12 protein-coding genes are annotated in these 13,180 nt (G+C 43.7%); 4 read left to right on the top strand and 8 right to left on the bottom strand.

The annotated features are described in order from the left end of the window. Positions 1–6 precede the first annotated feature (6 nt). Positions 7–1,080: a 3-isopropylmalate dehydrogenase gene (gene leuB / locus T426_RS0121875; protein ID WP_025863571.1), complete on the top strand. Its 1,074-nt coding sequence runs from the start codon at positions 7–9 to the stop codon at positions 1,078–1,080. 164 nt (positions 1,081–1,244) lie between these two features. Beyond that, complete coding sequence (locus T426_RS0121870; protein ID WP_027586286.1) at positions 1,245–2,435, top strand: hypothetical protein; 1,191 nt, start codon at positions 1,245–1,247, stop codon at positions 2,433–2,435. Between the two features lie 77 nt (positions 2,436–2,512). Here the strand turns inward: T426_RS0121870 and T426_RS0121865 are convergent, their stop codons facing one another. After that, positions 2,513–3,616: a TlpA disulfide reductase family protein gene (locus T426_RS0121865; protein ID WP_027586285.1), complete on the bottom strand. Its 1,104-nt coding sequence runs from the start codon at positions 3,614–3,616 to the stop codon at positions 2,513–2,515. A gap of 241 nt (positions 3,617–3,857) precedes the next feature. On the opposite strand from T426_RS0121865, the gene T426_RS0121860 reads away from it, so the two are divergent. Continuing rightward, a complete protein-coding gene (locus tag T426_RS0121860) occupies positions 3,858–4,868 on the top strand; it encodes an aldo/keto reductase (protein WP_025863574.1) in 1,011 nt (336 codons plus the stop codon). A 79-nt stretch (positions 4,869–4,947) separates the two neighbouring features. On the opposite strand, the gene T426_RS24740 is transcribed toward T426_RS0121860, so the two are convergent. The 3 genes from T426_RS24740 to T426_RS24735 all read right to left on the bottom strand — a co-directional run bounded on the left by T426_RS24740 (position 4,948) and on the right by T426_RS24735 (position 7,011). Then, on the bottom strand, positions 4,948–5,244 hold the full coding sequence (locus tag T426_RS24740) for an RNA recognition motif domain-containing protein (RefSeq protein ID WP_025863575.1): 297 nt from the start codon (positions 5,242–5,244) through the stop codon (positions 4,948–4,950). 243 nt (positions 5,245–5,487) lie between these two features. Beyond that, positions 5,488–6,438, bottom strand: a complete 951-nt coding sequence (locus T426_RS0121850; RefSeq protein WP_199898477.1) for a 3-oxoacyl-ACP synthase III family protein — start codon at positions 6,436–6,438, stop codon at positions 5,488–5,490. A gap of 24 nt (positions 6,439–6,462) precedes the next feature. After that, positions 6,463–7,011 (bottom strand): TetR/AcrR family transcriptional regulator, encoded by a 549-nt coding sequence (locus T426_RS24735; protein WP_159103297.1) that lies wholly within the window; start codon positions 7,009–7,011, stop codon positions 6,463–6,465. A 466-nt stretch (positions 7,012–7,477) separates the two neighbouring features. Between T426_RS24735 and T426_RS0121840 the strand changes: the two genes are divergently transcribed. Then, positions 7,478–9,910, top strand: coding sequence for a TonB-dependent receptor (locus T426_RS0121840; protein WP_025863578.1), 2,433 nt, complete (start codon positions 7,478–7,480; stop codon positions 9,908–9,910). Between the two features lie 58 nt (positions 9,911–9,968). On the opposite strand, the gene T426_RS0121835 is transcribed toward T426_RS0121840, so the two are convergent. From T426_RS0121835 to queC, 4 genes are read right to left on the bottom strand one after another with little or no spacing between them, the layout of a single operon-like run. After that, complete coding sequence (locus T426_RS0121835) at positions 9,969–10,856, bottom strand: 7-cyano-7-deazaguanine reductase (protein ID WP_036984289.1); 888 nt, start codon at positions 10,854–10,856, stop codon at positions 9,969–9,971. A 29-nt stretch (positions 10,857–10,885) separates the two neighbouring features. After that, positions 10,886–11,755 (bottom strand): 7-carboxy-7-deazaguanine synthase QueE, encoded by an 870-nt coding sequence (locus tag T426_RS0121830; RefSeq protein ID WP_036985527.1) that lies wholly within the window; start codon positions 11,753–11,755, stop codon positions 10,886–10,888. Positions 11,756–11,761: 6 nt separating this feature from the next. Then, the gene (locus T426_RS0121825; RefSeq protein ID WP_025863580.1) at positions 11,762–12,334 is read right to left on the bottom strand and encodes a 6-pyruvoyl trahydropterin synthase family protein; all 573 of its coding nucleotides are present in this window, start codon (positions 12,332–12,334) and stop codon (positions 11,762–11,764) included. Between the two features lie 11 nt (positions 12,335–12,345). Beyond that, positions 12,346–13,017, bottom strand: a complete 672-nt coding sequence (queC, locus tag T426_RS0121820) for a 7-cyano-7-deazaguanine synthase QueC (RefSeq protein WP_025863581.1) — start codon at positions 13,015–13,017, stop codon at positions 12,346–12,348. Positions 13,018–13,180: the final 163 nt, after the last annotated feature.

Here is a 13,180-nt window from a genome sequence, read left to right as displayed (position 1 = left end):
ATAAATATGAAATTAAACGTTGCAGTTTTAGCCGGCGATGGAATCGGACCGGAAATTGTCGAACAAGCCCTTAAGGTAACCAATGCCATTTGTGCCCGGTTCGGACACGAGCTAATCACCAAAACTGGTCTGGTGGGAGCGGTTGCCATCGATGAAACCGGTAATCCGTATCCCGACGAAACACATCAGCTTTGTATGGATTCGGATGCCGTATTGTTCGGTGCCATCGGACATCCGCGCTTCGATAACGATCCTTCGGCAAAAGTGCGTCCGGAGCAGGGCCTTCTGGCTATGCGGAAAAAACTGGGCCTGTATGCCAATATTCGTCCAACAATTACTTTCCCTTCATTGCTTGATATGTCGCCGCTGAGGCGTGATCGTATTGAAGGAGCCGATTTTGTTGCCATTCGTGAATTAACCGGTGGAATTTATTTTGGTCAGCCACAAGGACGTTCTGAAGATGGAAATACGGCTTATGATACCAGTATTTATACACGGCAAGAAATTGAGCGTATCCTGAAACTGGCCTTTGAATTTGCGATGCAACGTCGTAAAAAGCTGACCATCGTCGATAAGGCAAATGTTTTGGCAACCTCGCGGTTATGGCGTACTATTTCGCAGGAAATGGCACCCAAGTATCCTGAAGTGGAAGTAGAATACATGTTTGTGGACAACGCTGCCATGCAGATTATTCAGTGGCCCAAACGCTTCGACGTGATGGTTACCGAGAACATGTTCGGTGATATTCTGACCGATGAAGCCAGTGTGATTTCCGGTTCGCTGGGCTTGTTACCGTCAGCATCGATGGGAATTCACACGTCGGTATTCGAACCCATTCACGGCTCTTATCCACAAGCCGCAGGCAAGAATATTGCTAATCCGTGTGCAACCATTCTTTCGGCTGCTATGATGTTTGAGTATGCATTCAAACTACAGGATGAAGCATCTCTCATTACCGAGGCGGTGAATGCTTCGATTGAAGCAAAAGCCGTTACCGAAGACTTGGCCGGAGAAGGCGGGAAAGCGCTTGGAACCGATGAAGTAGGAGATTGGATTGTCGAGTATATCCGGAAGAAATAGCACTTTTCATTTAACGATAATAATGGCGGGGTAATCATAACTATTGATTATCCCGCTTTTTTCGTATATTAGTTAACAGTAATCAGAAGTATCAAAGTTTACAGGCTTTTACACTTATCAAGAAAATGTGCAATCGGCATATAAATCATCCAAAATCATAAAAAATGTACAGATCTCTAACCTTCTCCGTTCTCTCCCTGGTATTTGTGCTGCTATTCTCAATTGAATCAGTAGCACAGGAGGCCTCAACTGTTGTAGACACAACTGGAGCAAAGAAAAAGTATAAGACGTGGATCGGCGCAAATTATGAAGCCGGGACGGTATTCAAGCTGAATAACTCATTTCCGGCCGGGAATGGTTTCTTTAATTATCATGCTGCAGATATCCGTTTAGGATGGCAAACCAATGGCTCTAAGGTGTGGCATGGTTTGTCTAACTATCCGTATTACGGAATTGGACTTACTTCAGCGTCATTCTTTGATGATGTGAACCAGATTGGACAACCCGCAGCACTCTATTTTTTCTATGGAGGAAATATCAAAAGGTGGAAACGCAGCGGGATAAATTATGAGTGGAGAATGGGATTGTCATCCAATTTTGATTCCAACACGGCTACTACCTGGGAACAGATTATCGGGGCCCGGAAAAATATGTACATGCATTTAGGCTTTGAATATGCCTACCAATTGAGCCAGCGGTTCGATTTGGCGGCAGGCATTGGCTACACTCATTACACCAATGCTCAATTAGCTGTCGACTCGCGGGGACTGAACATGTTTGCTCCTAAAATCGAATTGCGTTATCACCTCTCCGATTCGAGACCCGTCATGGTTCCGGTGCAGAAGAGTAAATATAAGGGCGAAGATGAATTGGTTTTATCCTTCAATGCAGGAGCTAAAGAGATGGAATATAGCCGCTCATTGGCCGAGGAATACTGGGGAAAGAATTTCTTTGTCGGAACTTTTTCAGCTGCATGGTTGAGTGGGATGAGTCGCACGTTGAAGGCCGGTCTTGGCTTTGATATGGGCTACGATGCATCGATGAAAGCGGAAATGATGGTCGACAACGATGTAGAAAAACCGGTTACTGTGGAAGGTTCCGATTATTTTACATTAGGAACATTTGGAACCATTGAGTATGCAATGGATCGTATTAGCCTGGTGGGCGATTTGGGAATTTTCCTGCTGAACAAGGATGTGCCGAAAGCTGAGCCAAGGTTTTATCAGCGGATAGGGGTGAGGTATCATCTCAATAACGATATGTTTGCCGGCGTTCGCTTACGGGCAACAGATTTTTCGCAGGCCGAATTTGTGGAGTGGTCTATCGGTTACCGCTTTCGCTGGAATCGGAAGTGATCCATTTTCATGAAATAGAAAAAGGCATCTGCGAACAACAGATGCCTTTTTTATGCAATAGCGTTATTGATTGAATTTTATTTCTTCAGCAGTGCAGATAGTTCGTTCCGTAAATCTTCTCCGCGAAGATTGTGTGCGATAATTTTTCCAGTCTGGTCTAACAGAATATTGGAAGGAATGGAATTGACTCCGTATAAAGCCGCAGCCGAATTTTTCCAGCCCTGTAAGTCCGATACCTGAGTCCAGGTTAGATTATCGTCTTTAACGGCCTTTAACCATGCATCCTTTTTGGAATCGAGCGATACACCCATGACACTAAATCCATCGTTATGGTATTTTTCCCATACCGAAACTACATTTGGATTTTCCTGTCGACAGGGACCACACCAGGAAGCCCAGAAATCAACCAGAAGGTATTTGTGCTGCTTATACACATCTGAAAGTTTAACCGGCTTACCATTGGCATCATTCATCGTAAAATCAGGAGCCTGCTGACCGACAGCTACCTTTTCGAGCTTTTTAATTCGCATGCTTAGTGTTTGTGCACTGGGCGTCTTCAGTACATCAGCCGAGAAATTCTTCACATAGCTGTTTAATTCACTGGCATCCATTCCATACTGAATTTGTAGTAAGATGTAAGGTGCAACAAACGAATTGGGATTATCCAGCACAAAAGCTTTCTGGATATCGGTTTGTATCTTATACAAGTCGTTTAATTCTTTTTCTATTTTGGCCGTTGCAGTAGTATCGTTCTCCGAGCGTGCCTTAGCATATCTTTGATAATACGATTGCATCCGGTCGGAAATACTATCCACACGAGCATAAAAGTCTCTGAATTCGTCTTGCGCTGCTGAGCCTTTTACGACAACATCTTTCGGATCGTCACTGCTGCCAGTAACGGTAATGTTGCTATTCTCCAGGAAGAAAGGAATGGCATCTCTTCGGCCCGAAGGCGGTATAACGTAATACATTCCAGGAACATCAACGGTTCCTGTAAAGTTGAACTTTCCTTTTTTCATTTGTGTAGAATCAACAGTAATCCAGTTTCCGTCAATTCTCTTCTTAAGTGTCACTGGGCCATCTTTCCAGCCTTTAATGTTTCCATCAACTAAAAAGCCCGGATTGGTGGAACAGGATACGGCAACTACTGCCAGGGCGAATAAGTAAATTAGCTTCTTCATAACGAAACGATTTAATTTCTTGGAAAAACCCCGGACAGCCACTGCGTTGTACGGGTATATTTATATTAAAAATTTGTCTAAACTTAACTATAAACTGTTAGTTAAACAACTGCGATTTTCGAAGGTTTTATCGATTATGTCTTGATTATCATTGTTTAACAATATTTAGCGAAACGTAAGATTGTGAACTATTTATAAAATAGGCTGTTTCGATAATGAAAACTGACAAACCAATTAAACCATGAAAAAAAGAAGAGAATTTATTCAAACTATGCTAGGGCTAACTGCCGGCATGATGCTTCCCTGGCGGAGCTTTGGCAATCCCTCGGCGAATGACAAATGGGGCGAAATTTTACCACAACGAAAACTGGGGAGTACCGGAGAAAATGTAACCATGCTTGGCGTTGGAGGCTACCATGTGGGATGGACGACCGAGCGGGATGCACAAGAGGTAATTGAAGCGGCCATTGAAGGCGGAATCCGTTTTTTTGATACGGCCGAATCATATGCTGACGGCGAAAGTGAGCGTCGTTACGGGAAATATCTGGTACCCAAATACCGCGATGATATTTTCCTGATGACCAAAACCTTTACGCAGGATGCCAAAACCGCACGAGAACATCTTGAAGGATCGCTAAAGCGGCTTCATACAGATCATCTGGATTTATGGCAAATTCATTCTCTGCAGTCACCCGAAGATGTCGATACGCGCATTGCCAATGGTTTATTGGATGTTGTTCGGGAAGCTAAAGAGTCAGGGAAAGCCCGACATATTGGATTTACCGGGCATCAGAACCCATATGCTCATTTGCGCATGCTGGAAAAGACCGGAGGAATGGAACTCTTCAGTACTTGCCAGTTTCCTGTTAATCTGGTCGATTTCGCTTCAGAACATAGCTTTGTCAAGGAAGTAATACCGAAGGCCATCGATAGTAAACTGGCGGTATTGGCGATGAAAACTCTGGCAGATGGTCGTTTCTTTGGCAAGAAGGTGATGAATGGAAATGACGTGTGGAAATCGGATGACCCGGTGGTGCCTGGAAGATTATCGATGCGAGAAGCGCTGTTTTTCTCCTGGTCGATGCCCGTTAGTGTATTGATAACCGGAGCGGAAAATGCCGGCTATATTAAAGAAAAAATAGCGCTGGCAAAGGAATTCAGGAAGATGGATGAAGTGACGCGGGAAACATTGGCAAAAAAAGTGGCTGATTTGGCTGAAGAGGGGAAAGTGGAGTACTATAAGAAAGTTTGAAGCTGAATTCGAAAAAAATGCCAGCCGGTATTGCAAAATAGCTTATTCCGGTTGGCATTTCAATAATCAGAACTATTTTCTATTGATAAGAATGTCGGGATGTTGCTTTAACTCTTTTTTCGGCTCGGGTACCACCAGCCTGATGTCCAAACCGGACGACCATTTTACGATCGGCAACAAATAGTCCGTTTGCATTATCAACGGCCCGGTTGGCTTCAAAATCATGTTCCATTTCCACAAAACCAAATCCCTTGCTCCGGTGTGAGATTTTGTCTCGTACAATTCGCACCGATGTCACATGTCCATATTCTGAAAAAAGTTCGTATAAATCTTCTTCAGATATTCGGTAATCAAGATTTCCAATATAAAGCATCATAATAAGGAATTTAAGATTGGTATAGGCTGTGTTATAAGATTAATATAACCTGTCGAAAGCTACCTGGCTTATTTAACGTGTAACTTTAAAATTAATGAATTTTGTTCTGAATTAAAATGCTTTACGATTACTTTTTGATGAGAATATTTATATGACAACCCGACCTCATACAGATGTGATACGGGTGTGCTAAAAAATAAACGCCGGTAATTACCGGCGTTTTCTAGTATTATAATTAAGGGGTTAAAATCGTAGAATAGCGGCACCTGCAGAATAGCCACCTCCAAAGACAGTAATACCTAAAAGAGCATCTTTTTGTATCGTGTCCATATTTTGAGAGAGGCAAATGCCTGTGCTGGCAGACCCGGTATTTCCAAGCTCCCTGATATTGGTAAATATCTTATCCTCGTTAAGCGAAAGCTGACCGGCCAGATTTTTGATGATGCGGTGATTGGCCTGGTGTGGAATTATCCAATCCAGGTCGTCGACGGCTAATCCACACTGTTCCGACGCTTCTTCCAATGCTACACGCATGTATTGGCAAGCCTGAATGAAAACATCTCTTCCATCGGGCATTTGCAGACCTTCGCGTCCCGGTGTCAGATAAACACCTTCCGGACCTTTACTGATATGTCCCAAACCACGGCTGTAAACGCTCAGAATCTCCGCCGGTTTTTCACCCAAAGGCTCATCACTGATAAATAGCGCCGTGGCTCCGTCTCCCCATAAGTGGCCGCTCTTTTCACAGGTTTCATCGCTAAAAGCAGTGTTGTGCTCAGAGGCGATGACCAGAGCCTGCCTTGATTTTCCCATGGCGAAATAACCTTCGACGACTTCCAGGGCATTGACTAAAGAAGAACAAGCCGATGAAATATATACCACCTGTGCGTCTTTGATATGAAATTCCCGTTGAACAACGTGTCCCATAGTGGCAACTGTGTCATAGGGCGTGTAAGAGGCTCCGACAATCAGATCGACATCCCTGATATCGAAAGGGAGCGATGTAATTGCATTCCGTACGGCTTCAACGGCCATGGTCGTGGTATTCTCCTCTTTCCCCGCTTTCGACCGGGTTTTGATGCCGGTCCGTTCAAATATCCACGTGTCGGATAAGCCATTTACCTTCTCGAAGTATTCATTGGGAACTCTTTCCTTGGGTAAATAATGTGATACTTTGTTTAAAAACATTTTCATATGATGATGGTATATAATAAATATCTATTTGATCTGCGGTCTGATTCCCTGAAACAGAATTTTGATGCAAAGGTTTAGTGTGGTTTGGTAATTTGAGCCAAAACCATCCCTGATGAATACCGGTTCAAAACCTTTAATTGTCGTATGGGCAATGGTAGCTGTGATTTCGGGGTTTTCAATCCGGAAAGTGCCCCGTTTATCACCTTCCTTTAGAATTTTTGTCAAATAAACCTTTTCCTGAAGATCCAGCTCTTTTCTTATTTCTTCAATCCGCGATTGGTTATTCAGAAAATCGGAACGAATGGACCGGTTTCGTCTGACCAGATCTTCGAGAGCTTGCATACGAACTGCCACAAAACGAATGAATTTCTTATCTGGAGAGATATTGGTTTTCATTACGTCTTGCAGTCGGCTGATAATTAGTTCAATTTCGCTCTTGACGACTGCTCTGTAAAGCTCATCACGGGTTTTGTAATACATATAAAGCGTTCTTCTTCCCAATCCCGACGCATGTGCTACATCCATCATGGTTGTTTTCCCGATTCCTTGTTGGGCAAAAAGTCGTTTTGCCACATTTAATATATTACACCGTGTCTCTTCCTTCATAAAACAGAAATTGCACATTATTACTTGTTATGTGCAAAAATAGTGTTTTTGTTGTTTCATTTTCCACTATCGAATACCAAGATAGTAACTGATAATCACGAGATAGCTAATCGGTGTTTTGGTTTTTGTAATTAAATAGCTGTTTGATAATGCTGTATGATGTCTTATTCTTTGTTGAAAAATTTGTGAGGGAATTGATGTGGTATTATCCGTAAAAGGTTAGTTGAAGAATTATAAATGGTATTATTTGTCTAACATAAATTGTGTGTGATATTAGAGTGGCAATAGGGAAATTGATTCGCTGAGGAGGCTGTGTTTATCCGTTGTTTATAATGATTAGGTTGTAGGACATGTAAATAAATAATAATTTATTATTGATAAATTGTTACATAATGTTAAATTCGCAGAAGTTAAAACAAAGACCAAAATATTTATGGGGCGTTTAAGCAAGAAACAAGTGTTTCTGTTAGCACTTTTTATCTTCGCACTAACTCCGTTTCAATACTTATTCGGACAGAGTGATAAGGAACAGGAGCCGGGAGTGCTTAGAGGTCGCATTCTTGATCTCAAGTCAAAAGAACCGATTGAGTATGCTAATATAGCCTTATTTCGTTCCGTTGATTCAGTGTTAATTAATGGGACAGCTTCGGCAAGAAACGGTTCGTTTGTGCTAAAGAATATTCCTTACGGGAAATACTTTATGAAAATTCGTTTTATGGGTTATTCGCCGCGCGTAATGACGAATGTAGAACTTGCTCAAAAACGAAATCCATTTGTCCTTGGAGATTTATTTCTGGAACCGGATGTGAAGCAACTTGGCGAGGTCGATGTTGTTGAACGTACCGGGGGTGTGAGCACCAAACTGGACAAAACGGTGGTGAACGTTGCTAACCGGATGGAAGGAGCCGGAGGAACAGTAGTTGACTTACTGCAACGTGTTCCGTCGGTGAATGTAACGCCCAGCGGTAACCTGACATTGAAGGGTAGCGAAAATTTCCTGGTATTGATTGACGGGAAACCTTCTCCATTGAAAAGCAATGAAGCTCTAAAAAGCATTCCCAGCGACAATGTGCAAAAGGTTGAGGTAATCACCAATCCATCCGCCAAATATGACTCGGATGGAACAGCTGGTATCTTGAATATTATCACGAAAAAAGGCCGGGGCGAAGGATGGAATGGTAACATTACGCTTGCCCACACTCAGATAGGCGGTTATGCTTCCGATTTTATCATTAATCATAAAGCCGGAAAACTAAGCTTTTTTGTTGGGGCCGATCACAACAAACGGAACAGGGAAGGAGATGCAACATCCGTGGTGAAGAACTACCAAAATGGTTATTTGCTTCAAAGTAATCAGGACGGTAGGCGCTATTCCTACCGAAAAAATACTGGTGTTAGGGGCGGCATCGAATTTGCCCCATCGAAAAAAGATGACCTGTTACTGTCGGCAACCGCCGGAACTTACTATGTGTTGAATCATGCCGATTTTGATATGACCTATTCTTCTAACGGGCCTGATTCCTATGATATAAAACGTTTGAGTGTCGGGGAAAACCGAAGACCCGGAGATTACCGGGGAGCCTCGTTGTCGTATTCCCATGCGTTTAACAACAAAGGGCATAAGCTGGAAATCACCGGGCAGTGGAATAATACTTCGTTCGATAACCGGATGCATAATGAGCTGAAAGACGAAGCCGGAAACCTCACCAACTGGATGAAGACGAAGGATTCGCGCAACGACGATGATAGTCGGATTAATCTGGATTATTCTTTGCCGTTAGGCGATAAAAGTAAGTTCGAAGCCGGGTATCAGTTTCGCAAAGAGAAGGAATCTTCTGATTATACGGCAGATTTAACTCAGGCAGGTACCGAGTTGTCCGCTTTTTCGGTTGGGGGCTCAAAAAGCAGTTTGAGCCGTGAGATTCACGCGTTCTACAGCCAGTACCGGAAGAATTGGGAGAAAATGGAACTTCAGCTGGGATTACGAGCTGAACACACGTCGAGATTGCTGAATAGTGTGACCGATAACTGGCAGAAGAAAGTTGATAAGTGGGATTTATTTCCCTCATTTTTCCTCAATTATCATTTGCCCCATAAGCAAACGATGAATCTTGCTTTTTCGCGAAGAATTGATCGGTTGACGACTATTCAAATGGAGGCCAATCCCAGGTGGTTTGATTTTGATTACGTTCAATCAGGAAATCCATTCCTCGATAACGAATACAACAACTCGTTGTCGTTAACTTACTCTAATTCCTTCAAGAGCAATAGTATCACGTTGAAAGGCTATTACGATCACTACACGAATCATATTTTCAAGGTGCAAAGCATTTACGCGGGAACTGTTGTCAATTACAAATTCGAAAATGTGGGAGACGAAGATGCGCTGGGATTGGACGCCACGTTCAGTTTTAAGATGAATAGTTTTTGGACGATGATGCCCATCTTTAATTTCTATAAGTTCAGGGTGAAGACGGAGGGCGAGCTTGCTCCGATTTATGGTACCCGGGGTGATGCCGGAGTGAATATTCGTTGGTCGAATTCGTTCAGAATCAGCGATAATACCTTTTTTCAGATTATGCCCACCTACGGAACCGGTGTGAAGAGACCGCAGGGTAGTAATGAGCATGTTTTTTACACCTATATATCTTTTCGCCAGCAGTTCCTGAAAAAAAGACTGTCGTTAACCTTAATGGCATATGATATTTTCCGTACAACGGATATTGTGACGAAAATTGACGAACCGAAGTTTTACCAAACCACGTCTATGAAGCCAAATTATCCAATCCGCTTGACAATCTCGTACCGTATCAACAATTACAAGCGTGATAAACGGAAACAGGCGACTAAAGTCAATATGGATTAAAACGAAATTTCCCGGTTTTCATTTCGATGCAATAGGAAGTGAGGACCGGGAGTTTTCTTTATTGCCTCAATAATTTAGACGAAAGTTTTTCCGGAGAGATCAGATTAACGGGTAAGAGTTGCGCATGACTGGCTCTCGAAGGGCAAATATCAATTCCTCCACGGCGGGTGTAAACGCAGGTAACCATCAGTTTTTCAGGTTGAAACTTATCCCACAATCGTTTGTAAAGCATTTCGCAAATCTCTTCGTGAAAATGGTTTTCATTCCGAAAGGAAACAATGTATTCCAGCAATCCGGTTGGTTCCGGCAATGTTTCGCCTTCGATGAGCACAAAGGCACTTCCCCAGTCGGGCTGATGGGTTACTTTGCAATTACTGCGTAGAAGATGAGTAGCCAGTTTTAGTTCCTTTTCACCCGATTTTGATGGTTTTAATAACTCCGGATTTTCCGAGAAATCGTTGAACTGAATGCTTTCCAGCTCTAACGTATCTTCCATTACCATGAAATCCTGAAAATCATGACCAGCAACTTCCGATTCTTTATCGAAAAATGCCAGTTTGACTTCGCATTTCAGCAATGCCTCCAGGTCATTTTTAATCATCCCGGTCACCTGTTCAATACCTGATTTCCGATCTTTTCCGTAGGAAGACATGTTGAACGAGTTGAGGTACAGCTTCAACGATTTGCTTTCCACCAGAAATGAACTGTCGGAAGGATAAACCAACTTGAGCAGACCGGTGACTGGTAAACCATTTTCGGTCAGAAATCCCACCTCGTAGGCATGCCATGTATCCAGTCCGATAAATTCAGTTGGCGGCTCGCTGATGCCGTATTGTTCGCGGTTCACCTTGCGGGGAACAGCAACCAGCACTTCAGGTGCATATTGTTTAGGGTAGTCAACTTTTCTGCCCAGCAGCTTGTCTTCGGTCGAGATGGTATTCTTCATGGTAATAGTTTGGTCAAGAAATTTTGTAATTAAACACCCGGTTTGTCACCGAACAGATCGATGTGGATGCGAGGGCAATAACGCCAGCCATGCTGAATAGCCGTTTCGAGCACCCGATGGCTGGTTTTTCCCAAAGTATGGTGGTTACCTCCCAACGGCATCGCCAGAATATCAGAAGGTTCCCATCCGCTGATATGATTCAGAACTTCGTTGTGAATGGACTTTGCATTTTCCGGTCCGGTCATCACAAACTTCAGTTGGAAATCCTTTTCTCCACCGGAATTCCGGCACACATCGATGTACTGCTGAATAACTTCCGGGCACGGCGATTTTTGTGACGGTGCTGCAGCCACTTTTCCTGCCAGCTGTCGAGGCAACTGCATCAGCTTCTCTTCGGTCACCAACGAGTCGCTCAGTTTCGGTGAAATACTGAACAGATCAATGTAACTGGCCAGCTCTTCATCAAACAGGGTTCCATTGGTTTCGATGGTAATGTGAACGTCAAATTCTTCCTTTAGTCGGTGGCAAAGCTCTTTGAGAGACCGGTGCTGAATGGTCGGTTCACCGCCGGTAATCACAACATGGCGCATGTTGCCCAGGTTGTGCCTTACTGTTTCTATGATTTCATCAACCTTCCACAACCAGTTTTTGCTCACATCGAACGAGGAGTCCGGCGTATCGCAGGCGCTCACACCACCTTCCGGCACATTCCACATGCAACGTAGATTACATCCCGACAACCGGATGAAAAGCGAGGCTGTACCTACCAGTTTCCCTTCGCCTTGTATGGTTCCCGGATTTTGCAGGCCGGTAGCCGGCACATCAGCCAGCAACTTACCTTCAGCATCCCGGGTGATAGGGAAAATACCATTGTTGACCAAAAGAAGTGACGCAGCCATGCGAATTTAATTTTCGAGATGGGTATTTGGGAATACTTTCTGCTCTTTCAGTTCCTGCCACCAATCCATGTCATCCCACTCGGTTTGAATGCCTTCACTCAGTTTAATGTCGTCCAGCGTAAAATCAACCAACGCGAAGTCTTCAGTGAATGCTTCGGCGTAACCGGTTTGCGTTTCATGGACTCTTACCGACTGAAGTTGAATATCACCTTCTCCGTTTTTTAGTTCGGTGTTCCGGATGATTTTGTCGATCACATACAGGAACATCAGTGCATATCCTTCTGCCGACGGCGAAACAGGAATTTCCGCTACCCGCTGGTTGATTTGATAGATGGCTCCTTTAATTTCCGGTTTCTCTCCCTGCCAAAGTGAATAAGCATGATCGAAACTGTTGATGAATTCGCCCACCTTGCTCAGGAGGATGAAATCGAGCACCATATATCCTTTATCCAGCTTGTTCGATTTAATGAACACTTCCACTTCATACGAATGTCCGTGAATGTTTTCGCGGCACAACTTCGATGAACAATTACGCACAATATGGGCTCCTTCGAACCGGAATTTTTTTCTGATAATCATTTCTCTGTCTTTTATTTTTCCAACAACGGATCAGTATAACCGGCTTCCTCAAACGCTTTCGCGCGAAGCAGACAACTGTCACACGTTCCACACGATTTTTCGCCACCCCGGTAGCACGACCAGGTGAGGCCAAAATCAACTCCCAATTCCATTCCGAGACGGATTTCGTCAGCTTTCGTTTTATCGATAAACGGGGCATGAACATGAATGGGATCATCCATCTCAGCACCGCAAACCGTTCCCTTATTGATGGCTGCTTCCATAGCATCGATGAATTCCTGACGGCAATCTACGTAGCCTGAATAATCTACCTGGCTAACCCCGATAAAAATATCGCGGGAACCAATGGCTTCGGCATACGAAGCTGCAACCGACAGAAAGACCATATTTCGGGCCGGAACATAAGTAACGGGAATATCGGTGCGTGTAACGTCTCCGTTTTCAACCTCGATGGATTGGTCGGTCAGCGCTGAGCCGCCCCACAAATCCAGTCGCATATTGACAATGTGATGTTCTTTTACTCCGGCACTTTTGGCTGTTTCTCGTGCGCTTTGCAACTCACGTTCATGGCGCTGACCATAGTCGAACGAAAGTGCATACACATCAAAACCCTGTGATTTGGCCAGGTGTAAAGCTACCGATGAATCGAGACCGCCGGATAAAAGGACAATTGCTTTTTTCATATTCTGATATAATTAAGACATATCCAAAATCATCAGAAGTCGGAAACCTTATTCCTGAAAAAGCAATAAACATACGAGGTAACATCCGAACATATAGTTCGAAGAGGGAGGGAAAATCTTCTCTCTCGATGGGCCCTAGTTTTGTTTATAGACAGGATGGTTT

This window comes from Prolixibacter bellariivorans ATCC BAA-1284 (assembly GCF_000621705.1).
GTDB classification, from domain to species: domain Bacteria; phylum Bacteroidota; class Bacteroidia; order Bacteroidales; family Prolixibacteraceae; genus Prolixibacter; species Prolixibacter bellariivorans.
This window is presented reverse-complemented; position numbering and strand designations above follow the sequence as displayed.

Coding starts and splice junctions, on each gene's coding strand:
- T426_RS0121860 (WP_025863574.1), top strand. CDS start 3,858: ATGAAAAAAAGAAGAGAATTTATTCAAACTATGCTAGGGCTAACTGCC.
- T426_RS0121840 (WP_025863578.1), top strand. CDS start 7,478: ATGGGGCGTTTAAGCAAGAAACAAGTGTTTCTGTTAGCACTTTTTATC.
- T426_RS0121835 (WP_036984289.1), bottom strand. CDS start 10,856: ATGAAGAATACCATCTCGACCGAAGACAAGCTGCTGGGCAGAAAAGTT.
- T426_RS24740 (WP_025863575.1), bottom strand. CDS start 5,244: ATGATGCTTTATATTGGAAATCTTGATTACCGAATATCTGAAGAAGAT.
- queC (WP_025863581.1), bottom strand. CDS start 13,017: ATGAAAAAAGCAATTGTCCTTTTATCCGGCGGTCTCGATTCATCGGTA.
- T426_RS0121825 (WP_025863580.1), bottom strand. CDS start 12,334: ATGATTATCAGAAAAAAATTCCGGTTCGAAGGAGCCCATATTGTGCGT.
- T426_RS0121830 (WP_036985527.1), bottom strand. CDS start 11,755: ATGGCTGCGTCACTTCTTTTGGTCAACAATGGTATTTTCCCTATCACC.
- leuB (WP_025863571.1), top strand. CDS start 7: ATGAAATTAAACGTTGCAGTTTTAGCCGGCGATGGAATCGGACCGGAA.
- T426_RS0121865 (WP_027586285.1), bottom strand. CDS start 3,616: ATGAAGAAGCTAATTTACTTATTCGCCCTGGCAGTAGTTGCCGTATCC.
- T426_RS0121870 (WP_027586286.1), top strand. CDS start 1,245: ATGTACAGATCTCTAACCTTCTCCGTTCTCTCCCTGGTATTTGTGCTG.
- T426_RS0121850 (WP_199898477.1), bottom strand. CDS start 6,438: ATGAAAATGTTTTTAAACAAAGTATCACATTATTTACCCAAGGAAAGA.